The sequence below is a fragment of the Clostridium celatum DSM 1785 genome (genome assembly GCF_000320405.1).
In the GTDB taxonomy this organism is placed as follows: domain Bacteria; phylum Bacillota; class Clostridia; order Clostridiales; family Clostridiaceae; genus Clostridium; species Clostridium celatum.
The window spans coordinates 1-25,646 of the sequence record NZ_KB291649.1 but is presented as its reverse complement, the minus strand read 5'-3'; the positions used below and the strand labels follow the sequence as shown (position 1 = coordinate 25,646).

At 29.0% G+C, this 25,646-nt stretch carries 24 protein-coding genes and 1 riboswitch; all 24 genes read left to right on the top strand.

The features are described from left to right. Positions 1–22: 22 nt before the first annotated feature. Positions 23–988, top strand: coding sequence for a tRNA dihydrouridine synthase (locus tag HMPREF0216_RS09085; protein ID WP_005213747.1), 966 nt, complete (start codon positions 23–25; stop codon positions 986–988). A 124-nt stretch (positions 989–1,112) separates the two neighbouring features. Next, positions 1,113–2,237 (top strand): SEC-C metal-binding domain-containing protein, encoded by a 1,125-nt coding sequence (locus tag HMPREF0216_RS17905; RefSeq protein WP_005213746.1) that lies wholly within the window; start codon positions 1,113–1,115, stop codon positions 2,235–2,237. A gap of 314 nt (positions 2,238–2,551) precedes the next feature. Beyond that, a complete protein-coding gene (locus tag HMPREF0216_RS09075) occupies positions 2,552–3,010 on the top strand; it encodes a MarR family winged helix-turn-helix transcriptional regulator (RefSeq protein WP_040419577.1) in 459 nt (152 codons plus the stop codon). An 82-nt stretch (positions 3,011–3,092) separates the two neighbouring features. Further along, on the top strand, positions 3,093–3,509 hold the full coding sequence (locus tag HMPREF0216_RS09070; RefSeq protein WP_040419574.1) for a HutP family protein: 417 nt from the start codon (positions 3,093–3,095) through the stop codon (positions 3,507–3,509). A gap of 244 nt (positions 3,510–3,753) precedes the next feature. Further along, positions 3,754–4,794, top strand: a complete 1,041-nt coding sequence (locus HMPREF0216_RS09065; RefSeq protein ID WP_005213743.1) for an ABC transporter substrate-binding protein — start codon at positions 3,754–3,756, stop codon at positions 4,792–4,794. Beyond that, on the top strand, positions 4,794–5,720 hold the full coding sequence (locus HMPREF0216_RS09060; protein ID WP_005213742.1) for an ABC transporter permease: 927 nt from the start codon (positions 4,794–4,796) through the stop codon (positions 5,718–5,720). The genes HMPREF0216_RS09065 and HMPREF0216_RS09060 overlap by 1 nt, the downstream gene beginning before the upstream one ends. Further along, positions 5,680–6,483 (top strand): ABC transporter ATP-binding protein, encoded by an 804-nt coding sequence (locus HMPREF0216_RS09055; protein ID WP_040419571.1) that lies wholly within the window; start codon positions 5,680–5,682, stop codon positions 6,481–6,483. Before HMPREF0216_RS09060 ends, HMPREF0216_RS09055 begins: the two co-directional genes overlap by 41 nt. Before the next feature lie 478 nt (positions 6,484–6,961). Continuing rightward, positions 6,962–9,610: a bifunctional acetaldehyde-CoA/alcohol dehydrogenase gene (adhE, locus tag HMPREF0216_RS09050; protein WP_005213740.1), complete on the top strand. Its 2,649-nt coding sequence runs from the start codon at positions 6,962–6,964 to the stop codon at positions 9,608–9,610. A gap of 168 nt (positions 9,611–9,778) precedes the next feature. Further along, positions 9,779–10,474: a Crp/Fnr family transcriptional regulator gene (locus HMPREF0216_RS09045; RefSeq protein ID WP_005213739.1), complete on the top strand. Its 696-nt coding sequence runs from the start codon at positions 9,779–9,781 to the stop codon at positions 10,472–10,474. Positions 10,475–10,778: 304 nt separating this feature from the next. Next, positions 10,779–11,795, top strand: coding sequence for an anaerobic sulfite reductase subunit AsrA (gene asrA / locus HMPREF0216_RS09040; RefSeq protein WP_005213738.1), 1,017 nt, complete (start codon positions 10,779–10,781; stop codon positions 11,793–11,795). Continuing rightward, positions 11,788–12,582, top strand: a complete 795-nt coding sequence (gene asrB, locus HMPREF0216_RS09035; RefSeq protein ID WP_005213737.1) for an anaerobic sulfite reductase subunit AsrB — start codon at positions 11,788–11,790, stop codon at positions 12,580–12,582. Before asrA ends, asrB begins: the two co-directional genes overlap by 8 nt. 13 nt (positions 12,583–12,595) lie before the next feature. Continuing rightward, the gene (asrC, locus tag HMPREF0216_RS09030; RefSeq protein ID WP_005213736.1) at positions 12,596–13,567 is read left to right on the top strand and encodes a sulfite reductase subunit C; all 972 of its coding nucleotides are present in this window, start codon (positions 12,596–12,598) and stop codon (positions 13,565–13,567) included. Between the two features lie 291 nt (positions 13,568–13,858). After that, complete coding sequence (locus HMPREF0216_RS09025) at positions 13,859–15,946, top strand: molybdopterin oxidoreductase family protein (protein ID WP_040419567.1); 2,088 nt, start codon at positions 13,859–13,861, stop codon at positions 15,944–15,946. Positions 15,947–16,156: 210 nt separating this feature from the next. Beyond that, the gene (locus tag HMPREF0216_RS09020) at positions 16,157–16,564 is read left to right on the top strand and encodes a 4Fe-4S dicluster domain-containing protein (protein WP_040419564.1); all 408 of its coding nucleotides are present in this window, start codon (positions 16,157–16,159) and stop codon (positions 16,562–16,564) included. Continuing rightward, positions 16,564–17,790 (top strand): NAD(P)/FAD-dependent oxidoreductase, encoded by a 1,227-nt coding sequence (locus HMPREF0216_RS09015; protein WP_005213733.1) that lies wholly within the window; start codon positions 16,564–16,566, stop codon positions 17,788–17,790. The genes HMPREF0216_RS09020 and HMPREF0216_RS09015 overlap by 1 nt, the downstream gene beginning before the upstream one ends. 241 nt (positions 17,791–18,031) lie before the next feature. Then, positions 18,032–18,529 carry a molybdopterin-guanine dinucleotide biosynthesis protein B gene (mobB, locus tag HMPREF0216_RS09010; protein ID WP_040419561.1) on the top strand — a complete coding sequence of 166 codons (498 nt, stop codon included), beginning with the start codon at positions 18,032–18,034 and terminating at the stop codon, positions 18,527–18,529. Between the two features lie 10 nt (positions 18,530–18,539). Next, positions 18,540–18,676, top strand: a riboswitch (molybdenum cofactor riboswitch). A 179-nt stretch (positions 18,677–18,855) separates the two neighbouring features. Further along, the gene (locus HMPREF0216_RS09005; protein ID WP_005213731.1) at positions 18,856–20,061 is read left to right on the top strand and encodes a molybdopterin molybdotransferase MoeA; all 1,206 of its coding nucleotides are present in this window, start codon (positions 18,856–18,858) and stop codon (positions 20,059–20,061) included. Positions 20,062–20,070: 9 nt separating this feature from the next. Next, entirely contained in the window at positions 20,071–20,646 is a 576-nt protein-coding gene (locus HMPREF0216_RS09000) for a molybdenum cofactor guanylyltransferase (protein ID WP_005213730.1), read from the top strand. Next, a complete protein-coding gene (locus HMPREF0216_RS08995; RefSeq protein WP_005213729.1) occupies positions 20,646–21,137 on the top strand; it encodes a MogA/MoaB family molybdenum cofactor biosynthesis protein in 492 nt (163 codons plus the stop codon). Before HMPREF0216_RS09000 ends, HMPREF0216_RS08995 begins: the two co-directional genes overlap by 1 nt. Before the next feature lie 15 nt (positions 21,138–21,152). Continuing rightward, positions 21,153–22,169: a molybdopterin-binding protein gene (locus HMPREF0216_RS08990; protein WP_005213728.1), complete on the top strand. Its 1,017-nt coding sequence runs from the start codon at positions 21,153–21,155 to the stop codon at positions 22,167–22,169. An 11-nt stretch (positions 22,170–22,180) separates the two neighbouring features. Then, complete coding sequence (gene moaC / locus HMPREF0216_RS08985) at positions 22,181–22,657, top strand: cyclic pyranopterin monophosphate synthase MoaC (RefSeq protein ID WP_040419558.1); 477 nt, start codon at positions 22,181–22,183, stop codon at positions 22,655–22,657. A 134-nt stretch (positions 22,658–22,791) separates the two neighbouring features. Beyond that, positions 22,792–23,763, top strand: coding sequence for a GTP 3',8-cyclase MoaA (moaA, locus tag HMPREF0216_RS08980; RefSeq protein WP_005213726.1), 972 nt, complete (start codon positions 22,792–22,794; stop codon positions 23,761–23,763). 5 nt (positions 23,764–23,768) lie between these two features. Then, positions 23,769–24,227 carry an MOSC domain-containing protein gene (locus HMPREF0216_RS08975; protein ID WP_005213725.1) on the top strand — a complete coding sequence of 153 codons (459 nt, stop codon included), beginning with the start codon at positions 23,769–23,771 and terminating at the stop codon, positions 24,225–24,227. A 398-nt stretch (positions 24,228–24,625) separates the two neighbouring features. Next, the gene (locus HMPREF0216_RS08970) at positions 24,626–25,576 is read left to right on the top strand and encodes a TDT family transporter (protein ID WP_040419555.1); all 951 of its coding nucleotides are present in this window, start codon (positions 24,626–24,628) and stop codon (positions 25,574–25,576) included. The last annotated feature ends 70 nt before the right edge of the window (positions 25,577–25,646 follow it).

The window sequence follows — 25,646 nt, the reverse complement described above, 5'->3', positions numbered from 1 at the left end:
TTTATAAAGGAGCCGTAGTTACATGAAATATTATTTAGCACCTATGGAAGGGATTACTGGACATATATATAGAAATGCTTATGAAAAATATTTTCATAATATAGATAAATACTTTACACCTTTTATTGTTCCAAATCAAAGTTTAAGTCTTAAAACTAAAGAATTAAGGGATTTACAGCCAGAAAACAATGAAGGTTTAAATATAGTTCCACAAATACTTACTAATGATTCAGAAGGTTTTATTATAACAGCAAAGAAGCTTAAAGAATTGGGATATGATGAAATTAATTTAAATTTAGGATGTCCAGCAGGAACGGTTGTTTCAAAAGGAAGGGGCTCAGGTTTTTTAGCTAAAAGAGAAGAGCTTGATATATTTTTAGATGAAATATTTAAAATAAAAGATATGAAAATCTCCATAAAAACTAGAATAGGGAAAGATAGTCCAGAGGAGTTTTATAAATTAATAGACATTTATAATAAGTATCCTTTGGAGGAATTAATTATTCATCCTAGAACTAGACAAGACTTCTATGGAAATACGCCTAATTTAGAAGTGTTTAAAGATGCATTATCTTTAAGTAAGCATTCAATATGTTATAATGGAGATATTTTTACAAAGGAAGATTATAATAGATTTACAAAAATATTTCCACAAGTAGATAAAATAATGTTAGGAAGAGGCTTATTAGCTAATCCAGGATTAGTTGGAGAAATTAAAAATGATACTTTTATGAGCAAAGAAGTATTACAAAAATTTCATGATGAAATTTTTAATGAATATAAAGAGCTATTAAAAGAAGATAAAAATGCAATGTATAGGATGAAGGAGCTTTGGGGATATATGGCTCATATATTTACTGATAGTAAAAAATACTATAAAAAAATTAAGAAGGCACAAAAGGCTAGGGATTATGAAGAAGCTGTTTTAAGTTTGTTTGAAGAGCAAGAGATAATAAAAGGTGCTGGATTATTTAGTAATGAATATTAGGGTTAAATATATAATATTTAGCAAAATATTTGTGAATGAAAAATAATTTTGACTATGTCGAAAAAATGTTTATAATTGTATTGTTGGTTTTTTTATAAAAAAGATATGGAGTGAGTTAGTTTTAATGAAAGATATAAATATATTACAAGATGAAATAATCAAATCAGACATTAAAAATGCTGAGAAGATTTGGAAGGATGCTGAAGGAGATAATTCTTTAGAATCACTACTATCAAAAATGACAAAGGACGAGCTAGTTAAAATTGCTAGAAAGTATTTTGTTAAGGGAATTACAACATTAAAAAAAGCAGATGCAGTACATAGAGTTAAAGAAGTTATAATTAATAATGGTAATAGTGCTATAAATATGATGGATGAAAATACTTTAAAGTTCTTAGAGGATTTAATAAAGAACAATGGATTTAAAAAGTATGAATGTACAGATATCATATATGCTAATTTCTTAAGAAATAGAGGTATAGCTTTTACAGTTATGCAAAATGAAGAGCCATTTATAGTTTTACCAGAAGAAATTAAACCATTAGTTGAAAATATTTCTTCAAAAGAATTAAAGGATAAGGTGAGAGTTAATAATGAAATAATAAAAATAATTGCTGGTATGGCTTATTATTATGGAGTTATTACTGTAGAATTTATAGAAAAGACTATAAATAGCTTATATGGAAAGAATTTTGAATTAGATTACATAAAAGCATTAATATTAGCTGGAGAAGAATTAGGATATGACTATGTAGTTAATAATGATACTATAGCTCATATTGATGTAGAAGATACAGAGAAAATTATAGAATTACAAAATATATGTACATCAAACTACTATAAATTTGATAAGAAGTCTTTAATAAAAGCTGGAGCTGTAGATTTCTTAGAAGAAAATAAGCAAAGTTTAAAATTACAAAAGGTTTTAGGAGAACTTTTTGTTGTAGATAAAGAGATATTAAGAAGTGAAATGGATGCTTTATTCTTTGAAATTAAGAATGAAGGGGATAAAGATAATGCTATAGAACTGTTCTTAGATGCTTATGAAATAGAATCAGATGAAGAAAAGAAAATATTTAAAGAAGAATTAGATACATTAGTTAAATCTATAAGAAGATGGTCATTAAAAGGTCATACTGAAGATGAGATTGAAAAAGCAGCAGCAAGAGTTGTAAAAGAAATCAAAATAGGTAGAAATGATCCTTGTATTTGTGGAAGTGGTAAAAAATACAAAAAGTGCTGTGGTTAAAAAGAAGAATTAATATATTGGTTAGTTACTAAGAGGTTTTATCAAAATAATTTAACTAAATTAAGAAACAAATCAAATATAAATTAAAAATTACAAATGGCAAATAGAGGAAAAAGTTATTAAAATTCCTTTAATTTGTCATTTTTAATTTGCCCTTTTAAATTTAAAATGTTTCTTGATTTTTCTATATATTAATATTTAGTTTTGATATGGTTTCTTTTAATTAAAATTTAAATTTACACTAGTCTATATAGGTAAATTTATTTTATAATAATAGTAATTATTATTGTTTATGTTTTAGGAGAGTGAAACAAATGATACGAAAAGAATCAGAAGCCGTATTAAATATGTTATTAGTACGACAATTTAATGATATTTTAAAAATAGAAGGTAAAGTTTTAAAAGAAGGAGAGTTCAATGATTTATCAGTTACAGAAATGCATATAATAGAAGCAATTGGTATAGATCGTGAACTTACTATGAGTGAAGTTGCCAATGATTTAGATATTACAGTTGGTACTTTAACTACAGCAATAAATAAGTTAATAAAGAAAGAGTATGTTGAGAGAAGAAGAATAGAAGAAGATAGAAGAGTGGTTTTAATTAAGCTTACTGAAAAGGGTGTTAAGGCATATCATAGTCATGCTAATTTTCATGATGATATGATAAAAGGAGTTATTTTAGAGTTAAATGAGGATGAAGAAAGAATTCTAATAGAATCACTAAGAAAGATTACTAATTTCTTTGAAGAAAAGTATAATTTTAAAAAATAAAATTATATTAAATATAAGGTGATTATAACTAGATTTTAATAAATAGAGAATATTCTATATGATGTGTGGGGAGGAACTGAGGATGGTTAATAGTTCGAGTATGGAGGTTGCTAAAATTGCTACACAAATGGCGATTTCTAGTAGAGAAGAAGAAGAAAGATTGAAGGATGAATATAAAAAGTCAGGTATATTAGCTACAGCTGTAAATATAGGTGGTAATATTAATGAATCAACATCTAAGATACTAGAAAGGGCTTTAGTTGCAGCAAAAAGAAGTTCTGTAATAAGAGATGAACATTTGCATGAAGGTGGAGTTATAGGTGCTACTAGAGATGCTTTAATGCAAATAAGAGAAAGAGCAAGTGGTCAAAATGTTGGTGGAAAAGTTGGAATAGCGAGAAAAGGGCAACATATGAGTGTATGTATTTTCTTAAGTGTTGGACTTTTACATCTTGATGAAGTTGTAATTGGGATAGGGCATAGGGCTGTACCTGAATAACAAAAGGATTGATTTTAATCAGTCCTTATTTTTTTACATTGGCTACAGGTAAATATTTACAAAAATATTTTAATATGGTAATATAGAAAGTAATAATTTAATAAAATAACTTAAATAATAGTAACAAAAGAATAAATAAAAGTCATAATGATTATATAAGTGTAAAAAATAATAGTTAAATATTATGATTAAGGAGGATATGTAGGAGGTTTTAAGTAGTTTTAAATTTTAGGAGGATGGAAATATGGTAGGAAAGAAAAAAATAGCAGTAATTTTAAGTGGACTTTTAATGATTACAGGGCTAATGTCATGTTCAAAGACAGTTAATGAAAAGAGTGAAGAAGGAAATGAAAAAACAAGTGTAGTAGATGAAAATAATGGTGATGTATATACTATAGGAATAAGTCAGTTTATCCAACATGATGCTTTAGATTCTGCAAGAGAAGGGTTTATTGAGGGACTTAAAGAAAAGGGATTTGAAGAAGGAAAAAATATAAAGTTTGATTATAAAAATGCACAAGGGGATGTATCAATAGCAAAAACTATTTCAGATCAATTTGTAACTTCAAAGGTAGATATGATCTTTGCTATTGCAACTCCAAATGTACAAGCAGCCTATAACTCTACAAAGGATATTCCAATAGTTTTTACAGCTGTTACTGATCCTGTAGAAGCAGAAGTAGCAAAAGGATGGGAGAGTTCAGAAACCAATGTTACAGGTACTTCAGATATGGTATCAATAGATAATCAATTAGATTTATTATCATCATTAGTACCAGATATTAAAACTTTAGGTGTTATTTATTGTTCATCAGAAGTTAACTCAGTTATACAAGTAAATTCGTTAAAAGATGCTGTAAAAGATAGAGATATAGAAATTAAAGAAGTATCAGTTACAAATGTAAGTGAAATAAATCAAAATTTAAGTTCAGTTCTAGGTTCAATTGATGCATTATATGTACCAACAGATAATACAATTGCATCAGCTTATGATTTAGTAGGAAATCTTTGTATAAATAAAAATATACCAATATTATGTGCAGAAGAAGCTGGAGTTTCAAAGGGAGGATTATGCTCAATAGGAATTGATTATTTTAAATTGGGTAAGGAAGCAGGATACAAAGCTGCAGAAGTTTTACAAGGAACTAATCCAAGTGATATAGCCATAACTACAATGGCTGATATGGATATAACAATTAATACTGCTGTAGCAGAAAAATTAAATATAACTATTCCAGAGGATACATTAGAAAAAGCTAATAAGGTTACTGGAGGGGTTAATTAGTGGAGATTATTATAAATGCTATAGAGCAAGGGTTATTATTTGCGTTAGTAGCTATAGGAGTTTATATAACATATAAGATTTTAGATTTTCCAGATCTTTCAGTTGATGGAACTTTCCCTTTAGGTGCAGCAATTTCAGCGGCACTTTTAGTTAAGGGGGTAAATCCTTGGATTACAATATTAGTAGCAACTATAGGTGGAGCTATAGCAGGTTCTATTACAGGATTTCTTCATGTAAAGCTAAAAATAAGTAATTTAATGTCTGGAATACTTGTAATGATAGGATTATATTCAATTAATTTAAGAATAATGGGCAAGGCAAATACTCCACTTTTTAGTACAAATCATATATTTAAAAATACTTCTATTAATTCTATATTTATAATATTAGCTATAGTAATTGTAGTTAAGGCATTATTAGATTTATTTTTAAAAACAAAAGCTGGGTTTTTATTAGTAGCAGTTGGTGATAACGAGCAAGTAGTGTCAGCACTTGGAATAAATAAAAATATTATTAAGGTTATGGGACTTATGATAAGTAATGGATTAGTAGCATTAGCAGGAGCACTTACTGCACAGCATCAAGGTTTTGCAGATGTAATTATGGGACAAGGAACAGTTGTTATGGGACTTGCTGCTGTAATAATAGGAGTATCTATTTTTGGTAAGATTTCATTTGTTAAAGCAACAACCTTATCTATATTAGGAGCTATAATTTATAAATTGGTAGTTGCTATAGCGTTGTGGATGAGATTAAATCCAAATGATTTGAAGTTAATGACAGCTATAATAGTAGTTATCGCATTAGCATCTAATAATGATATTTTTAAGATAAAGCGTAAGAAAAATAAAATCAAAGAAGTAGTTGGAAAAGGTGGTGATGAAGATGTTAAAAATTCAGGGGCTATACAAAGTATTCAATCCTAACACCATCAATGAAAATAAAGTTTTTGAAAATTTTAATATTGAAATTAAAAAAGGTGATTTTATAACAATAATAGGATCTAATGGAGCAGGTAAATCAACACTATTAAATTTAGTAAGTGGAAATATAAAAGTAGATTTGGGCAAGATTATATTAGATGGAAAAGATATTTCTTTTAAAGAGGAGTATGTAAGAGCAAAAGATATAGGAAGAGTTTATCAAAATCCAACCATGGGAGTTTCTCCTAATATGACGATATTAGAAAATTTGGCATTAGCAGATAATAAAGGTCATAAATATGGACTAACCTTTGGAATTAATAAAAAAAGAATTGCTTATTATAAGGAATTGTTAGTAAGCCTTGATTTAGGACTTGAAAATAAATTATATAATAAGGTGAATCTGCTTTCAGGAGGGCAAAGACAAGCTTTGACTTTAGTTATGGCTGTAATGTCAGAACCAAAACTATTATTACTAGATGAACATACAGCTGCATTAGACCCTAAAACATCAAATAAAATAATGGAGATAACTAAAAGAATAGTAGAAGAAAAAGAAATTACTACATTAATGGTTACTCATAATATGAAACAAGCATTAGAATGTGGAAATAGACTTATAATGATGCATGAAGGTAAGATTATAATAGATGTAGACGGAAATGAGAAGAGTAATTTAACTACAGAAAAGTTGACGGAGTTATTTGGAAGAGCGAATTTAATGGATGAGATTAGTGATAGAAGTCTTTTAACATCATTAGCGTAAAGTAGATACTATGCAATAAAAAGAGAAATTTCACCTTAGAAATTTCTCTTTTTATTTTTAGAATAAAACCCTGAGAATAGAGAAATATTAATAAAGTAAACAATAAAGTTACATTTGAATTGTTATAATAATAACAAAAAAGATATGTAAAGAAAGTTTTCAAAATTAAAGTTATTTAAAATAAATGTGCAAAAAAGTAAAGAAAAAAATATAAAAAGTGTCTAAAAATAAACATAATTGATGAAAATGTTATCATTGGCTTAAAATAAAGGCTTTGATATGAGCTTGAAATATGCTAAAAAATATAAATAAAAATATTTTCAAAAAAAGTTTGACAAAAAATAAACAATCAAGTACAATAAGTTTGTGGACAGGTTAAAAAAATAACAATCAAAACATAAATTTAACAATGTCTAATAAAAATAATAGATATCAATTCAAATTAACATAAATTATTGATTATTAGGAGGATGTAATAATGAAAGTTACAAACGCTCAAGAATTAACAGCAAGAATTAAACAATTAAGAGAAGCACAAGCAAAATTCGCTACTTATACTCAAGAACAAGTAGACGAAATATTTAGACAAGCAGCTTTAGCAGCTAACCACAACAGAATTAAGTTAGCTAAAATGGCTGTTGAAGAAACTGGAATGGGAATAGTTGAAGACAAGGTTATAAAGAATAACTTTGCTGCTGAATATATATATAACCAATATAAGAACATGAAAACTTGTGGAGTTTTAGAAGAAGATAAGACTCACGGAATTACAAAAGTAGCAGAACCAATTGGAGTTATCTCTGCTATAGTTCCAACAACAAACCCAACATCAACAGCAATATTCAAGTGTTTAATAGCTTTAAAGACTAGAAATTCTATCATAATATCTCCACACCCAAGAGCTAAGAATGCTACAATAGAAGCTGCTAAAATAGTTTTAGAAGCTGCAGTTAAAGCAGGAGCTCCAGAAGGAATAATCGGATGGATTGATGAACCTTCAGTTGAATTATCACAAAATGTTATGAGAGAATCAGATATAATCCTAGCTACAGGTGGTCCAGCAATGGTTAAGGCTGCTTATTCATCAGGAAGACCAGCTTTAGGGGTTGGAGCAGGTAATACTCCAGCAATCATTGATGAAACAGCTCACATTAAAATGGCTGTAAACTCAATATTACTTTCTAAAACATTTGATAATGGGGTTATTTGTGCATCAGAACAATCAATCGTTGTTTTAGAACAAGTATATGATGAAGTTAAGAAAGAATTAGATGCTAGAGGAGCATACATCCTTAAAGGTGAAGAAGTAGATAAAGTAAGAAAAGTTATCTTAAATGAAAAAGGTGGATTAAATGCTGACATGGTTGGTCAATCTGCTTACAAGATAGCTAAGATGGCAGGAGTTAACGTTCCAGAATCAGCTAAGGTTTTAGTTGGGGAAGTTACTTCAGTTGAATTAGAAGAACCATTCTCACACGAAAAATTATCTCCAGTTTTAGCTATGTACAAAGCTAAATCATTCGAAGAAGCTTTAGATAAGGCTGATAGATTAATCGAATTAGGTGGTATGGGACATACTTCAATACTTTACACTGATCAAGTTAAGAATAGAGACAGAGTGTTAGCATTCGGAGAAAGAATGAAAACAGCTAGAACATTAATAAATATGCCAGCAGCTCAAGGGGCAATCGGAGATTTATTCAACTTCAAATTAGCACCATCATTAACATTAGGTTGTGGATCATGGGGAGGAAACTCAGTTTCAGAAAACGTTGGTCCTAAGCACTTAATTAACGTTAAGAGCATCGCTGAAAGGAGAGAAAATATGCTTTGGTTTAGAGTTCCAGAAAAAACTTACTTCAAATACGGATGTTTACCAGTAGCTTTAGAAGAATTAGCTGAAATGGGTAAAAAGAAAGCATTCATCGTAACAGATAAAGTGTTATTCGAAATGGGATACACTAATAAAGTTACTGAAGTTTTAGAAAAGAACGGAATCCAATACAAAATATTCTCAGATGTTGAACCAGACCCAACATTAAGATGTGCTAAAGCTGGTGCTGCAGAAATGACATCATTCCAACCAGACGTTATAATTTCACTTGGTGGAGGATCAGCTATGGATGCTGCTAAAATTATGTGGGTTATGTACGAACATCCAGAAGTTAACTTCCACGATTTAGCTATGACATTCATGGATATTAGAAAGAGAATATACAGATTCCCAACTATGGGTCAAAAAGCTATGATGGTATCAATAGCAACTTCAGCTGGTACTGGATCAGAAGTTACTCCATTCGCAGTTATTACTGATGAACAAACAGGAGTTAAATATCCATTAGCTGACTATGAACTAACTCCAGATATGGCTATCGTTGATGCAGAATTAATGATGACTTCTCCTAAGGGATTAACAGCTTGTGCTGGTATCGACGTATTAGTTCACTCAATTGAAGCTTACGTTTCAATAATGGCTTCAGAATATACTAACGGATTAGCTTTAGAAGCAATTAGATTAGTATTCAAATACTTACCAGATGCTTATAATGAAGGTACAACTAATATTAAAGCAAGAGAAAAAATGGCTCATGCATCTTGTATGGCAGGTATGGCATTCAGTAATGCATTCTTAGGAATTAACCACTCAATGGCTCATAAGCTAGGTGCATTCCACCACTTACCACACGGTATGGCTAACTCATTAGTTATGAATGAAGTTATAAGATTCAATGCTGAAGAAGCACCAACTAAACAAGCAGCATTTGCACAATACAAATATCCAAATGCATCTTACAGATATGCTAAGATAGCTGATTACCTAGGATTAGGTGGAAACACTAATGCTGAAAAAGTTGAATTATTAATTAAAGCTATAGAAGAATTACAAGCTAAAGTTAATATGCCAAAAACAATAAAAGATGCTGGTGTAAGTGAAGTTAAGTTCTTCGAAACAATAGATGAAATGGTTGAGCAAGCATTTGATGACCAATCTACAGGAGCTAACCCAAGATATCCATTAATGAAAGAATTAAAAGAAATGTATATCACTAGCTACTATGGAAGAGATGCTAAAGCAGAAGCTAAAGCTGAAGCAGCTACAACTAAAAAAGAAAAGAAAAACAAGTAATATACATTTAGCATAGATAATTAGTATTAACTTGATTAAAAAAAGGTCTTGGTAGAAATACCGAGATCTTTTTTATATTAACCTAAGAATAAACTTACATATAAAGGTAGTAAATTTATAATAAATATATGATATACTAAAGTAAGATAAAATAAAAACATAGGAGATATGATTTTTAGTAAAGATACTATTAATATATTTAAAGAATTAGGGTTATTCGATAAGGTTAATAATGAAACACTTAGTAGATTAAATGATATTTGCTATATAAGAGAATTAAAAAAGAACGAACACTTATTTAGAGATAAAGAAATAATAAATAGTATATACATAGTTAAAAGTGGTAAGGTTGCATTATATAAGCAAAGTGAATCTGCACAAAAAAAAGTTATTTTTATATTAGGAAAAGAATCTATTATAAATGAAATAATAATAGATGATTTACCTTCATCAATTAACTGTGAAGCTTTTGAAAATGCTGAAATAATCTGTTTTGATAGGATAAAGTTTATTGACATAATGAAAGATGACTTTGAGTTATCTAAGATAATAATAAATTCATTAGCAATTAAAGTAAGAAGATTATATAGACAAAGTAAAAACTCGATTCCAATTAAAGTGGAAAAAAGAGTAGCTGCAAAACTATGGAAATTATCTAGAGATTATGGAAGAGAAGTTGAAGAGGGAACTTTAATAGATTTAAGTATTACAATTACATACCTTGCAGATATGTTTGGGGCACCACGTGAAACTATTTCTAGAGCATTAAAAATATTAAATAATAAGGGGTTAATAATAAATAAAAATAAAAAAATAATAATTCCAGATAGAGAAAAATTAATTAGATTTTTTAAAGATATTTAAAAAATACAGAAGCTATAGCATTATTTATAGCTTTTGTATTTTTTTGCCGTATAAAACTCATAAATAGTTATTATTGATAATTTTTTATAGACGTGAACATATTATTTTATAGAAAATATTAATTAAAAAAATTTAATAGAAAATGTAGCGGCAAAATTTATTTTAACAAATGAAATAATAAATTTTAAGATGATGTGATGAATGTCACATCATTTTTTTTTATTTAAAAATATAATTATATCATGAAAAGTGTTAATATATTAACAAATAGCAAGGATAAAAAATATACTAAGAGGTGTTTAACATGGGATATAAACTTAACTTAGATAATATGAACTTAGCTTTAAAAGAGTTAAGCAAAACATATAAAATCTATGCTCCAAAAGTTTTTGTTGGTGGAGGAACTTTTTCAGATACTGATAGAGTTAGATACGGAGAAATTCAAAGAATTGAAGAAATAGAATTTGATGCAAAATCAAGTTTTTCATATAAAGAAACAATTTTACCTACAAGACAAACTTTATTCTTCTTTACAGAAGATGAGTGCAAAGAAGCAGAAGTAGAAGAAAGACCAGCTTTAATTTTCTTAAGAAGCTGTGATATGCATTCTGTAAGAAGAATTGATGATATATACTTAAGAAATGGATTTGAAGATATATACTACAAAAAGCTAAGAGAAAAAGCTAAATTTGTTGTAATGGGATGCGAAAAAAGTTTTGATAATTGCTTCTGCGTAAGTATGGGGTCAAACAAAACAGATGAATATAATGCATATATAAAAGTTGATGGAAATGAAGTATACCTAGATATAAAAGACGAAGAAATAGAAAGTGCTATAGCTTCTATAGAAAAAGAAGCTAAGGAGGTAACTCCAGAATTCGTTACAGAAAATGCGGTTAAAGTTAATATACCAGAAAATTTAGGATTAGAAGTAATGAAATCTACAATGTGGAATGAATACAACGAAAGATGTATAACATGTGGTAGATGTAATTTTGTCTGTCCAACATGTACATGCTTCACAATGCAAGATATAACATATAAAGATAATAAAAATGCTGGTGAAAGAAGAAGAGTATGGGCTTCATGTCACGTAGATGGATATACTGATATGGCTGGTGGACATAGCTTTAGAAAAGAAAAAGGACAAAAGATGAGATTTAAAACTCTTCATAAAGTTTATGACTATAAGAAAAAATGGGGATACAACATGTGTGTAGGATGTGGTAGATGTGATGATATATGTCCAGAATACATTAGTTTCTCAACTATAATAAACAAGTTAGAAGATGCTATGAATGAGGTGAAGAATAATGACTAAAAATGAATACATACCATTTAGATCAGAAATTTTAGAAGTAATTGAACATACTCCAATTGAATATACTTTCAGAATGGCTTATACAGGAGATGTTAAACCAGGACAATTTTTCGAGGTATCACTTCCAAAGTATGGGGAAGCCCCAATATCAGTAAGTGGAATTGGTGAAGGATATGTTGACTTAACAATAAGAAGAGTTGGTAAGGTTACTAATGAAATATTTAAAAATTATGTAGGCGATAAGTTATTCTTAAGAGGACCTTATGGAAACGGCTTTGATATAGAAAACTATAAGGATAAAGAAGTTATAGTTGTTGCTGGAGGAACAGGACTTTCACCAGTAAGAGGGATAGTAGAATATTTCTCAAGAAATAGTGAAGATTGTAAAGGAATGACTTTAATATCAGGATTTAAGTCAACAGAAGATGTTTTATTTAAAGAAGACATGAAAACTTGGGAAAAGACTATGAATCTTATCTTAACAGTTGATACTGCAAAAGAAGGTTATGAAGGTAAAGTTGGTTTAGTTACTAAATATATTCCTGAACTTGAAATTAAAGATATGGAAAATGTACAAGTAGTAGTAGTTGGGCCTCCAATGATGATGAAATTTACAGTATTAGAATTCTTAAAGCTTGGAATCAAGGAAGAAAATATTTGGATTTCTCAAGAAAGAAAAATGTGCTGTGGAATAGGTAAATGTGGACACTGTAAAATAGATGACACTTACATTTGTTTAGATGGTCCAGTATTTAATTATACAGTAGGAAAATCTTTAATCGATTAGGAGGAAGTAATTAATGGATATCAATACTAAAAAGCTTAAAAAGAATGCTTTCAGAGTTACTAAGCATAGAGGAATTACAGCTTCAAGAATAAGAGTTCCAGGTGGACACTTAAATGCTAAATATTTAGGTCTTATTCAAGAAATAGCTGAAAAGTATGGTAATGGAACAGTTCATTTAACTACAAGACAAGGTTTTGAAGTTCCAGGAATAGATATGAGAAACATGGACAAGGTTAATGAATTACTTCAACCAATTATTGAAGGTTTAGAAATTAATCAAGTAGTTCCAGGTAAGGGATATACATCAGCTGGTACAAGAAACGTAAGTGCTTGTATAGGAAATAATGTCTGTCCATTTGCAAATTACAATACTACTAATTTTGCAAAGAAAATAGAAAATGCTATATTCCCAAATGATTTACACTTCAAAGTTGCTTTAACTGGATGTCCTAATGATTGTATGAAGGTTAGAATGCATGATTTTGGTATCATTGGTATGACAGAACCACAATTAGATGAAAGTAAATGTATATCTTGTGGGGCATGTGTTAGAGCATGTACTAAAAAATCTACAGCAGCATTACACGCTGAAAACTATACTCCGGTAAGAGATCATAGCAAGTGTATCGGATGTGGTGAATGTGTAATCAACTGTCCAACAGGTGCATGGACTAGAAGTAAAGAAAAGTACTATAGATTAGCTATAATGGGTAGAACAGGTAAGAAAAACCCAAGACTTGCTGAAGATTTCTTAATCTGGGCTGACGAAGAAAGTATAATCAAGATAATAGTAAATACTTATAAGTATGTTGAACAATATATAGATAGAAATGCACCAGGTGGTAAAGAACATATCGGATATATTGTAGATAGAACTGGATTTGAAGAGTTTAAGAAATGGGCTTTAGAAGGTGTTGAACTTTCAGATAAGGCTATAATGATGAATAATGTTTATTGGAGTGGAATAAAATACCGAAACGTATAGTTTAGATTTAATTATGATTTATAGTTTAAAGCAATAAAGTTTACTTAATAAAAAAAAGTTTAAGATGGAAATGGATAATTACAGTTTAATTACCCATTTTCCATCAATAATTATATTAGATATATAAATAAAAAATAGCAATTTTTTTAAGTGTGATTGTTAAATATATGACAATTATTGGTGCTGATAATTAATATCGCATATTAATCGTAGTTTAAGATATTTCTTATTACTATTAATAAATAGTGTTAAGTATAAATTTATTTATGAATGAAATGGAGATGGAAGGTCATGAAAAAGATTCAATCAACTTGTAATTTATGTGCATTAGCATGTAATGTAGATTTTCATGTAGAGAACGACAAGATAGTTAAAGTTTCACCAACTGTAGACTATCCTGTAAATAAAGGCTTTTGTTGTATAAAAGGTTTAAACTTAGATAAACAACAAACAAAAATTAAAGCAAGAAAGAGCCCACTTTTAAGAGATGAAAATGGAGAAATGAAAGAAATTTCTTGGGAAGAAGGTATAAAAACTTTTGCTGAAAAAATGACAGCTATCCAAGAAAAGTATGGAAAAGAAAGTGTTGCTTTCATTAGTACAGGACAAATGCCAACAGAAGATATGGCATTACTTGGACATGTGGGAAGAAATCACATGGGAATTAATGGTGATGGTAATACAAGATTATGTATGGCTACATCAGTAGTTGCTCATAAACAAAGTTTTGGATTTGATGCTCCTCCATATACTTTAAATGATGCTGAGCTTTCAGATACGATAATATTAATTGGAGGTAATCCAGTTATAGCTCATCCAGTATTCTGGGGACGTATTAAAGCTAATAAAGAAGCTAAAATAATAACTATAGATCCAAGAAAATCAGAAACAGCAATGAATTCAGATATATGGATAGATATTAAGCCAAAAGCTGACTTAGTATTAATGTATACTTTAGCTAATGTTTTAATAGAAAAAGGATACATAGATGTAAACTATATTGAAAATCATACAGAAGGGTATGAAGATTTCAAAAATCATGTGGCTAAATTTACATTAGAAAATGTTGAAGCTGAAACAGGAATTTCAGCTGAAAGAGTTATAGAACTTGCTGAAATAATCCATGCTGGAGAAAGAGTTTCATTCTGGTGGACAATGGGAATTAACCAAGGTTACCAAGCAGTTAGAACAGCACAATCTATAATTAACTTAGCATTAATTACAGGTAACATGGGAAGACCAGGAACAGGTGCGAACTCACTTACAGGTCAATGTAATGCAATGGGATCAAGAGCATTTAGTAACACAGCAGGGTTATTTGGTGGTGGAGATTTCGATAATCCAGTACGTAGAAAAGCTGTTGCAGAAGCAATAGGAGTAGATGAAAGTTACCTTGCAACTAAACCAACAATTCCTTACAATGCAATAATAGAAAAAGCAATTGCAGGTGAAATTAAGGGATTATGGGTTATTTGTACAAACCCAAGACATTCATGGGCAAACAATGAAGAGTTTGAAAAATGTGTTAAGAACTTAGATTTCTTCGTAGTTCAAGATATATATGAAGATACTGATAGTGCTAAATTAGCTGATTTATACTTACCTTCAGTACCAGCAATTAAAAAGGAAGGTGTTTTAATAAACACTGAAAGAAGATTATCAAAGGTTAATCCAGTTATATCTAAAGAAGAAGGAGAATTATCTGACTTTGAAATATTCTACAAAATAGGACAAGAACTTGGAATGGGAGATAATCTTAAAGGATGGGAAACTCCAAGAAGTGTATTTGAATTATTAAAGAAATGTTCTAAAGGAATGCCTTGTGATATCACAGGTGTAACTTATGAAATGCTTGAAGGACCAAATATGGAAGGTTCAAGAGGTGTTCAATGGCCATTTAGAGCAGGAGAAACTTTAGTAGATGATGAAAGAAGATTATATGAAGATGGTAACTACTATACTCCATCAAAGAAGGCTAAGTTCCACTTTGAAGATATAGCTGAAAACCCAACACAAGCAAGTGAAGAGTTCCCATATATCTTTAACTCAGGAAGAGGAACAGTTGGTCAATGGCATACTCAAGTTAGATCAAGAGAAATTGAAGAATCAGAAAGAATTTACTCAAAGGAATCATATGCGTTTATGCATCCAGAGCTTGCTAAAGAATTAAATATAGTTGAAAATGAAAGAGTTTCAATAGCTTCTCAAAATGGAGTAACTAAAGATTTTACTATAAAAATATCTGATCACGTTAAGAAGGATCATTTATATGCTCCAATTCACTATATTGAAACTAATGCACTTACACCTTCAGTTTATGATCCATACTCAAAGGAACCATCATTCAAAACTGTTGCAGTAAATGTAATAAAGAAATAAAAATAAAGCTCCACAGTTGTGGAGCGAAGTTGAATTAGATTCTAAATATTGATTTATTAAATTGAATTTATAACTTTGACTGAATATGAAAAGTTACTTCAAATAACCAAATATGAAATTTGGATTTTAATAAGGAAACTCCACTTTATGTGGAGTAAGTTCAAATAACCAAATATGAAATTTGGATTTTCACTTAAGGGGTGTCTAAAGATGAAAAGAATAAAGATAGATAGAGATAAATGTGTAGGATGTTTAACTTGTACAACAGCATGTATCGTAGCTCACGATTCAGAAGATACAAGAAGCAGAATTACTATAGATAGTACTGGAAAATATGCTCCAATTTTTTGTAGACATTGTGATAGACCAGAATGTGTTTATACTTGTATGACAGGAGCTATGAGTAAGAATAAAGAAACTGGATTAGTTGAATACAACAAAGATCATTGTGCTAGTTGCTACATGTGTATAATGGCATGTCCTTATGGGGTGTTAAAGGCTGATAGCAGAAAACATAAGGAAATAATGAAGTGTGATGCATGTAAAGCACATGGAACTGCACAATGTGTAGAAAGATGTCCAATGGCAGCAATTACATTAGAGGAGGTAACTGAATAATGAGATATGTAGTTATAGGAGCCTCTGCGGCAGGTATAAGTGGAGCAAAAACTTTAAGAGAATTAGACAAGGATGCTGAAATTATTTTAGTATCTAAGGATGAAAATGTATATTCAAGATGTATACTTCATCATTACATTTCAAATCATAGAGATGTTGAAGCGTTAAACTTTACAGGAAAGAATTTCTTTGAAGATAACAACATAACTTGGATTAAAGGTGTAGAAGTTAAATCTCTTAATGATGATGTACAAACTTTAGAATTATCTAATGGAGAAAGCTTAAGCTATGATAAATTATTAGTATGTAGTGGAGCATCAGCATTCATTCCTCCAGTAGAAGGTTTAAGAGAAGCTAATAATGTAGTTGGACTTAGAAATTTAGATGATGCTATATTAATAAAAGAGCAAGCAACTAAAGTTAAAAATGTAGTAGTTTTAGGAGCTGGTCTTGTTGGTATAGATGCAGTTAGTGGATTACTTGGACAAGGATTAAATATATCTCTTGTTGAAATGAGTAATAAAATACTTCCATTACAATTAGATAAGCATGCATCAGATGTGTATGAAAATAAATTTATTGAAGAAGGTGTTTCTTTAAAGCTAGATGTTAAGGCTGAAAGATTACTTTTAGATGAAAACAACAATCCAAAGGCACTAGTATTAAATACTGGAGAAGAAATTCCATGTGAATTAGTAGTAGTTGCAACTGGTGTTAGATCAAATGTAGCATTTATGGAAAATAGCAATGTTGAATGTGATAGATTTGGATTAATTATTGATGCAAAAGGTAAAACTAATGTAGAAAACATATATGGTGCTGGTGATGTAACTGGTAGAAATCCAATATGGCCAACTGCTGTAAAGGAAGGTATAATTGCTGCACACAATATGTTAGGAAAAGAAATGATAATGACAGATTTCTTTGGAAGTAAGAATACAATGAACTTTGTAGGAATAGCTACTATGTCTCTTGGTATGGTAGAACCAGCAGATGAAACATATATTGTTGAAACTAAGGTAGATGCTGATAACTATAAGAAGATAATTCATAAAGATGGGAAAATTTATGGAGCTATAATTCAAGGTGATTTATCTTATGCAGGAGTTTTAACTCAACTTATCAAAGAAAATATTGATGTTTCTAAAGTAACTAAGAGTCTATTTGATATAGATTATGCAGATTTCTTTAATATAGAGAAGAACTTTGAATTTAGTTATAAATAGAATTAATCAAAATTAAAGTGAAAATATAAAAATAATCTATGAAGGTTAGGCAAAGTTAATGTTTAATCTTCAAGATTATTTTTATATAATTAATATTTAATTGAAAATTGAAAATTAACATCTTAGATATTATATAATCAAATGGTAAGTAATTTTGAATTTTCAATTAAAATAATTATTTAAGATAAATAAAGTATATTAGTAATTATTTTTATATAAATTGTAATAAGGGATGAATTATATGTCAAAGGTAGTGAATATAGTAGGCTCAGGTTCTAATGTTGGAAAGACATTTTTACTTGAAGGATTAATAAAAGAATTAAAAAAAAGAGGGCATAGTGTAGCGACTATAAAGCATGATGTTCATGGATTTGATATTGATAAAAAAGGAAAAGATACATATAAGCATAGAGAAGCTGGATCAGAAACTGTTATAATATCATCTAAAAATAGATTAGCAATGATAAAAGAATTAGAAGAAGAAACAAATCTGAATAATATTATAGAAATGGTATTAGATAAAGATATTGTTTTAGTAGAAGGATATAAAAAAAGTGATTTAAGAAAAATTGAAGTTTATAGGGACGGAGTAAGTAAAAATATAATAACTCCAAAGGAAAAACTTATCGCAATTGCAAGTGATAAAAAGCTAAATGTTGATGATGTAAAAATAGTTTTTAAAGAAGATTATAAAGCAATGGCAGATTTAATTGAAAAAGAAAAAAATTTTAAATTTTAAAAAAATATCAATAAAAAATATTTTCTAGAGTTAAGTATCCTAAGAAAGAAATTTTAAGGAGCTTAACCGGAACTTTTATAAGTTCAAGGGTAATACTTGAAAAGGTATTATCTCCACGTTTTGGGAAGGAAAATAAGTTGATTTAAATATATTTAATAATTTACTAAATAAATTATAACGTATAAATTTACGGCTTTATATTTAAAATAGGCTTATTACTCATACCTAAAATATGAAGTAATAAGCCTATTTTTATAATTAGAAGTTAGTAGTGTTAAGGTAGAGATTAATTTATAAATTACAAACTATATTGAAGGGGTGAGTAGATGAAGTCTTTCATATCATTAGAAGAGGCTATTAGTATATTAAATGAAAATATAAAAGGCCTGGAAGCTGAGGAAGTTACTTTAATTGAGGCTGTTAAAAGAGTTTTAGCAGAGGATATTTATTCAAAAATAGATAATCCACCATTTGATAAATCTGCTATGGATGGATATGCGGTTATTGCTAATGATAGTAATAGTAATGAAAAGATAAATGTCATAGATAAAGTATTTGCAGGTGATATTTGTACTAGTGAAGTAGTGGAAAAAACAGCTATAAGAATAATGACAGGCGCTCCTATACCTAAAGGTGCAAATGCCGTAGTTAAGCAAGAGGATGTTATTTTAGACAATGATGGATATATAACTTTAACTAAAACCTTAAAAGAAAATGAAAATATATGTTTTAAAGGTGAAGATATACAAAAAGGAACTTTATTAGTAAAAAAGAATAAAAGATTAGATTTTGCTGATATAGGTATTATAGCAAGTACAGGTATTGATAAAGTTAAGGTTTATAAAATGCCAAGAATTGCACTAATAAGTACTGGTGATGAAGTTATAGATATAGAAAATAAGCTTATAGAAGGTAAGATATTTAATAGTAATAAATATACTATTATTTCAAGAGTAATGGAACTTGGACATGACGTTAAGTATATAAATCATATAAAAGATTCTCAAGGAGATATCGGAGCGGAAATAAAAAAAATATCAACAGATATGGATTTAATTATTACAACTGGTGGAGTTTCGGTTGGTGAAAAAGATTTATTAAATGAAGCAATTAATAATATTGATGGTAAGAGACTTTTCTGGAAAGTTAAGATGAAACCTGGATCTGCAGTGTTGTGTAGCATAGTTAATAATGCGGTAGTAATTAGTTTATCAGGAAATCCAACTGCTGCATTAACAGGATTTGAACTTTTTGTAAAAACTACATTAGAAAAATTATTAGGAAGAGAAACTTTAGAAATAAAAAGAGAAAAAGCTGTTTTATGTGATGAAGTTAGAAAAAAGAGTCCTCAAAGAAGATTTATTAGAGGGAAAGCTGTAATTGAAGATGGAGTGCAAAATGTATATTTAACTCAAGTTAAAAGTGGAAATGGTATACTAAGTTCTAACTTAAACTCTAATTGTATGATTGAAGTTGAAGCTGGAAATGAAGGGCTTAAAAAGGGAGAACTAGTAGATATAATTAAGTTTTAGGAGAATATTATGATAAATAAAACTTTAGCTATTTTAGCTGGTGGAAAAAGCAGTAGAATGAATTATAACAATAAGGCATTATTAAATTATAAAGAAAAGAAATTTATAGAACATATAATTGAGGCAGGAAAAAATTATAAAGAAATAATTATAATTTCAAATAATAAAGAAGAATATAAAGGATTTAACCTAAGAGTAGTTGAAGATATATATAAGGGAAATGGACCTTTAAGTGGAATACATTCAGCACTAGTAAATTCAACTACAGATGAAGTTTTGTGTATAGCTTGTGATATGCCACTTATTACTGAAAAAACTTTAAATATTTTAGGAGATTATAGTGGCGACTATGAGGTGCTAATACCTAGAGTAAGTGAAAGGTTACAACCTTTATGCTCAATATATTCTAAAAAAATAATTAGAAATTTAGAAGAAGCTATAAAAGAAAATAACAATAAGCTTCAATTATTAATTAAATCTTTAAATTATAAGATTATTGAAGGTAATGAAGAAGCAAAGTTTATAGAAGATGATTTTTTGAATATAAATACAGAAAAAGAATATAGTGAATTGGAGGAGCGTTAATGTATACAGTTGGAATAATTACAAGTAGTGATAAAGGATATGCTGGTGAAAGAGAAGATAAAAGTGGCGAGGTAGTTAGAGAAATAGTAGAGGCTGCTGGATTTAAAGTGGTTAAACAAGTCATATTACCTGATGAAAAAGAAATGTTAGCTAACGAATTTAAATATATGTGTGATGAACTAAAGGTTAATTTAGTATTAAGTACAGGTGGAACTGGTTTTTCAAAAAGAGATATAACACCAGAAGCTACTAAGCAAGTAATTGAGAGAGAAGCTCCAGGCATATGTGAAGCTATAAGATGGTATAGCCTTCAAATTACTAAAAGAGCTATGCTCTCAAGAGCAGTAAGTGGAATAAGAAAAGATACATTAATAGTTAATTTACCAGGAAGTCCTAAGGCGTGTAAGGAAGCTTTAGATTTTGCCTTGAATGATATAAAGCATGGAATAGATATATTATTAGGTACTGCAAAGGAATGTGCTAGAAAATAAAGGAGGGGCTTGAAAATGAAAATGATAAAGGTTGAAGATGCTGTAGGAAGTATACTTTCTCATGATGTAACACAAATAATACCAGGAGAATTTAAAGGAAGATTATTTAAAAAGGGTCATATTATAAAAGAAGAAGATATAGAAAAATTATTATCTATAGGAAAAGAACATGTTTATGTTTGGGAGCCAGTAGAAGGTCAGTTACATGAAAATGATGCAGCTACAAGAATAGCAGATTTAGTAGTTGGTGAAGGTGTGAGTTTATCTGATGAAATAAAAGAGGGTAAAGTTGACTTTTTTGCTGCAAGAGATGGAGTTTTAAAAATAGATAAGGATAATTTATTTAAATTAAATTCAGTTGGAGAAATTATAGTGTCTACACTACATAATAATACTCCAATAAAAAAAGGTGAAAAAATAGGAGCAACAAGAGTTATTCCGTTAATAATAGATGAAGAAAGAATTATAACAGCTGAAAATTTAATTAAAGAAAAAATAATAACTGTAGCAGAAATTAAACCTAAAAAATGTCTTTTAATAACTACGGGAAATGAAGTATATAAAGGAAGAATTAAAGATGCTTTTTTACCTGTAATTAAGCAAAAGTTAGGTTATTATGGAAGTGAAGTTATAAGGCAAGTAATCTTACCAGATGAAAAAGAAAGAATAATTGAAGAAATTCAAAAAGGTTTAGCCGAAGGTGTGGATATGGTTATATGTACAGGAGGAATGTCTGTAGATCCTGATGATGTAACTCCAACTGCAATTAAAGAATGTGGAGGAGAACTTGTAACCTATGGATCACCAGTATTACCAGGAGCTATGTTTTTACTTGCATATCATGGCAATACTCCAATACTAGGAGTACCAAGTTGTGCTATGTATTCAAAGAGAACAGTTTTAGATTTAGTACTTCCAAGAGTATTAAGTGATGAAAGACTAACAATAGATGATATAGTGGAATACGGTCATGGGGGATTGTGTTTAGATTGTAAAGTTTGTACATTCCCACATTGTTCATTTGGAAAATAGGGGGTAACAATATGGATAATAAATTAACACACTTTGATAATAGCGGAAATGCTAGAATGGTAGATGTTTCTGAGAAAAAGGAAACTGCTAGAGTTGCAGTTGCAGTATCTAAAATAAAAGTAAGTGCAGAGACATTAGAGCTTATTGAAGCTGGAAAGATTGGAAAAGGAGATGTTTTAGGTGTTGCTAGAGTAGCAGGGATAATGGCTAGTAAACAAACTTCAAACTTAATTCCAATGTGTCATCCGTTAATGATAACAAGCTGTAATGTTGATTTTGATATAAATAAAGATGAAAGTTATATAGGAATAACTGCTACAGTAAAAATAGTTGATAAGACAGGTGTAGAAATGGAAGCATTAACAGCTGCAACAGTTGCTGCATTAACTATTTATGATATGTGTAAAGCTGTAGATAAGAGAATGATTATAGAAGGAACTCATTTGCTTAAAAAAACAGGAGGAAAGAGTGGAGAGTTTAACTTTTAATAAAGGCTAAATGTTGGTATTAGATATTCACCAAGAAATAATGAAATTTTAAATAATTAGTTATAATATATTTTAATAAATATCTAAATACGCAATAAAGTATCTATATTAAAACTTTACTCGATAATTAAAATATGAAAGATAGATTCGGAAGAGAGATAGATTATTTAAGAGTATCAGTAACGGATAATTGCAATTTAAGATGTGTTTATTGTATGGATGAAAAGGACAATAAATTCTTGAAGAAAGATGAGAAGTTAACTGATGATGAAATATATAGAGTTGTAAAGGAAAGTGCAAAACTAGGTATAAAAAAGGTAAGAATAACAGGAGGAGAACCTCTTGTGAGACCTGGAGTAGTTGACCTTATAGGAAAAATAAATAGTATTGAGGGCATTGAAGAAATTTATTTAACTACTAATGGGATTTTACTTGCAGATAGATTGGATGAATTAGTTAAAAATGGTCTTAAAGGTGTTAATATTAGTTTGGATTCATTAAAAGAAGATCGATTTAATAAATTAACTAGATTAGGGCATGTAGATAATGTGTTAGCTGCTATAGATAAAGCTATTTCTTTAGGAATAAAGGTAAAATTAAACACAGTTATAGTTAATGATATAAATAAAGATGAAATTATGGATTTTGTAAATCTTACAAAAGAAAAAGAGATAGATGTAAGATTTATAGAACTTATGCCTATAGGAATTGCAATAAATTATAAGGGCGTAGCTAATGAAGAGGTGTTAAATATTATAAGAAGAAAAGCTTCTGATTTTGAAGAAGTAGTAAGAAATCAATCTGGAGGTCCGGCAACTTATATAAGACTTAATGGAGCTAAGGGTAAAGTTGGATTTATAAGTGCAATGAGTAATTGCTTTTGTGAAGATTGTAACAGAATAAGATTAACTCCAGAAGGGTTTTTAAAGCAATGTCTACATTTTGATTATGGAGTAGATTTAAAGTCTATACTTAGAGAAGGCGTAAATGATGAGAAACTTAAAGAAGTAATTTATAACAATATATATGATAAACCAGAAAAACATTTATTTTTAGAAGATAGTGAGCATAAAGAATTAAAATTTATGAATCAAATTGGAGGATAGGAAAAATGGGAAAAGTTATAGCTATATGTACGAGTAAACATAAAGGAACATTAAAGAATGAGGTTCCGGAAGCAAATCTTATAGAAGAGTTTGGAATAGAAGGAGATGCTCATGCTGGAAAATGGCATAGACAAGTAAGTCTTTTAGCATTAGAAAAGATTGAGGATTTCAGAAATAAAGGTGGAAATGTTGATTTTGGAGCTTTTGGAGAAAATCTAGTAATAGAAGGTTTTGAGTTAAATAAGCTTCCTGTTGGGCAAAGATTAACTATTGGAGAAAATGTTTTATTAGAAGTAACTCAAATAGGTAAAGAATGTCATGATAAATGTGCAATATACTATCAAGTTGGTGAATGTATAATGCCTAAGAATGGAATTTTCACTAGAGTATTAAAAGGTGGAAAGGTTAAGCTTAACGATGAAGTAACTTTAGTTGATACTGGAAAGAAGATATTAAGCTTATAATTTTCTGATACTATATTTTTATTATGAAAAATCATAGAAAGTAATTTTGAAATTTTAAAAATCATATGTGTATTAGTATTATTTCGCATATGATTTTTTTTTTGTTGTAAATTATTTTTTTATAATATTTATTTAAAAAATAAGCAAGCTAAAGAAGATGAGGCAAATATCTTAAATAAAGTAATTTGAAAAATCAAATAAAATAATTAAAAAATTAACAATATTGTGATATAAATCACATACTTTGTCTACAAAAAAAATTATAATCTAAATTGTGCTCGGATGTTTTATGAATTTTGTGAAGTTTAAAGTGAAAAAATTAACAAATGATTAAATGTTAATAAATGAGCAAAATATAATAAAGAAATTATTTTATTTTTAATATTTTAGGAGGAATTATGAATAACAGATCATTAATACAAAAGATCGAAAACATGCCTGTTCCAGTTTTACCAACTATGGTTGGGGCATTAACATTATCAACTGTTTACTCTAATATGGGGTATACATGGGTAAGACATATAACTTCATGGGTAGCAGTTGTAGTTTTACTTGCTTATCTTACAAAGATAGTTGTATATCCAAAGACTTGTGCTAAGGAATACTCAAACACAGTACCAGCTTCACTTTATGCTGGATTTACTATGATAACTATGATTTTAGGTAGTTATTTCTACAATGCTAGTCCTGTTTTTGGGAAAACATTATGGTTTGTAGGTTTAATATTACATGCAATTCATATTTTAGTATTTACATATAGAAATGTTGTTAAAGGTGTAAATATTCAAACTTTCGTTCCAAGTTGGTTTGTTACATACAATGGTATAATGGTTTCAACAGTTGTTGGTGGAGTTATGAATGAGCCTTTAATTGGTAAAATAGTTGTTTACTATGGTATTGCAGTATTCACTATAATAATACCATTTATGATTTATAGATTATGTAAGCATGAATTAAATACTCCATTATTCCATACTCAAGCTATAGTACTTGCTCCATCAAGTCTTTGCTTAGTAAGTTACTTTAATTTTATTGAAACACCTAATAAATTTATGGTGTATTATTTATACTTTGCAGTAATTTGCGCATTATTATTTATATTAGTTAAATTACCAAAGTTCTTCTCATTTGATTTCCATCCAGGATTTGCTGGACTTACATTCCCTATGGCTATAGGTATTGTAGCATCATCTAAGATGTCTGCATACTTAATAAAGCAAGGATATGAAAGCTTTGGAAATGCAGTTAATCAAATTGCAGGAATTCAAATGTATATAACAACAGCTATAATAGGTTTTGTATTATTTAAATTCTTTATGATGTTAGTTAATAGTTACAAAACAAAATAATTATATATTATTAAAAGATGATTCTTATAAAAGGGTCATCTTTTTTTGTGTGTGCCCAGCATGGGCAACA

Bases quoted from the DNA above. Each gene is read 5' to 3' on its own strand.
- HMPREF0216_RS09085 (WP_005213747.1), top strand. From the start codon at position 23: ATGAAATATTATTTAGCACCTATGGAAGGGATTACTGGACATATATAT.
- HMPREF0216_RS17905 (WP_005213746.1), top strand. From the start codon at position 1,113: ATGAAAGATATAAATATATTACAAGATGAAATAATCAAATCAGACATT.
- HMPREF0216_RS09075 (WP_040419577.1), top strand. From the start codon at position 2,552: ATGATACGAAAAGAATCAGAAGCCGTATTAAATATGTTATTAGTACGA.
- HMPREF0216_RS09070 (WP_040419574.1), top strand. From the start codon at position 3,093: ATGGTTAATAGTTCGAGTATGGAGGTTGCTAAAATTGCTACACAAATG.
- HMPREF0216_RS09065 (WP_005213743.1), top strand. From the start codon at position 3,754: ATGGTAGGAAAGAAAAAAATAGCAGTAATTTTAAGTGGACTTTTAATG.
- HMPREF0216_RS09055 (WP_040419571.1), top strand. From the start codon at position 5,680: ATGTTAAAAATTCAGGGGCTATACAAAGTATTCAATCCTAACACCATC.
- adhE (WP_005213740.1), top strand. From the start codon at position 6,962: ATGAAAGTTACAAACGCTCAAGAATTAACAGCAAGAATTAAACAATTA.
- HMPREF0216_RS09045 (WP_005213739.1), top strand. From the start codon at position 9,779: ATGATTTTTAGTAAAGATACTATTAATATATTTAAAGAATTAGGGTTA.
- asrA (WP_005213738.1), top strand. From the start codon at position 10,779: ATGGGATATAAACTTAACTTAGATAATATGAACTTAGCTTTAAAAGAG.
- asrB (WP_005213737.1), top strand. From the start codon at position 11,788: ATGACTAAAAATGAATACATACCATTTAGATCAGAAATTTTAGAAGTA.
- asrC (WP_005213736.1), top strand. From the start codon at position 12,596: ATGGATATCAATACTAAAAAGCTTAAAAAGAATGCTTTCAGAGTTACT.
- HMPREF0216_RS09025 (WP_040419567.1), top strand. From the start codon at position 13,859: ATGAAAAAGATTCAATCAACTTGTAATTTATGTGCATTAGCATGTAAT.
- HMPREF0216_RS09020 (WP_040419564.1), top strand. From the start codon at position 16,157: ATGAAAAGAATAAAGATAGATAGAGATAAATGTGTAGGATGTTTAACT.
- HMPREF0216_RS09015 (WP_005213733.1), top strand. From the start codon at position 16,564: ATGAGATATGTAGTTATAGGAGCCTCTGCGGCAGGTATAAGTGGAGCA.
- mobB (WP_040419561.1), top strand. From the start codon at position 18,032: ATGTCAAAGGTAGTGAATATAGTAGGCTCAGGTTCTAATGTTGGAAAG.
- HMPREF0216_RS09005 (WP_005213731.1), top strand. From the start codon at position 18,856: ATGAAGTCTTTCATATCATTAGAAGAGGCTATTAGTATATTAAATGAA.
- HMPREF0216_RS09000 (WP_005213730.1), top strand. From the start codon at position 20,071: ATGATAAATAAAACTTTAGCTATTTTAGCTGGTGGAAAAAGCAGTAGA.
- HMPREF0216_RS08995 (WP_005213729.1), top strand. From the start codon at position 20,646: ATGTATACAGTTGGAATAATTACAAGTAGTGATAAAGGATATGCTGGT.
- HMPREF0216_RS08990 (WP_005213728.1), top strand. From the start codon at position 21,153: ATGAAAATGATAAAGGTTGAAGATGCTGTAGGAAGTATACTTTCTCAT.
- moaC (WP_040419558.1), top strand. From the start codon at position 22,181: ATGGATAATAAATTAACACACTTTGATAATAGCGGAAATGCTAGAATG.
- moaA (WP_005213726.1), top strand. From the start codon at position 22,792: ATGAAAGATAGATTCGGAAGAGAGATAGATTATTTAAGAGTATCAGTA.
- HMPREF0216_RS08975 (WP_005213725.1), top strand. From the start codon at position 23,769: ATGGGAAAAGTTATAGCTATATGTACGAGTAAACATAAAGGAACATTA.
- HMPREF0216_RS08970 (WP_040419555.1), top strand. From the start codon at position 24,626: ATGAATAACAGATCATTAATACAAAAGATCGAAAACATGCCTGTTCCA.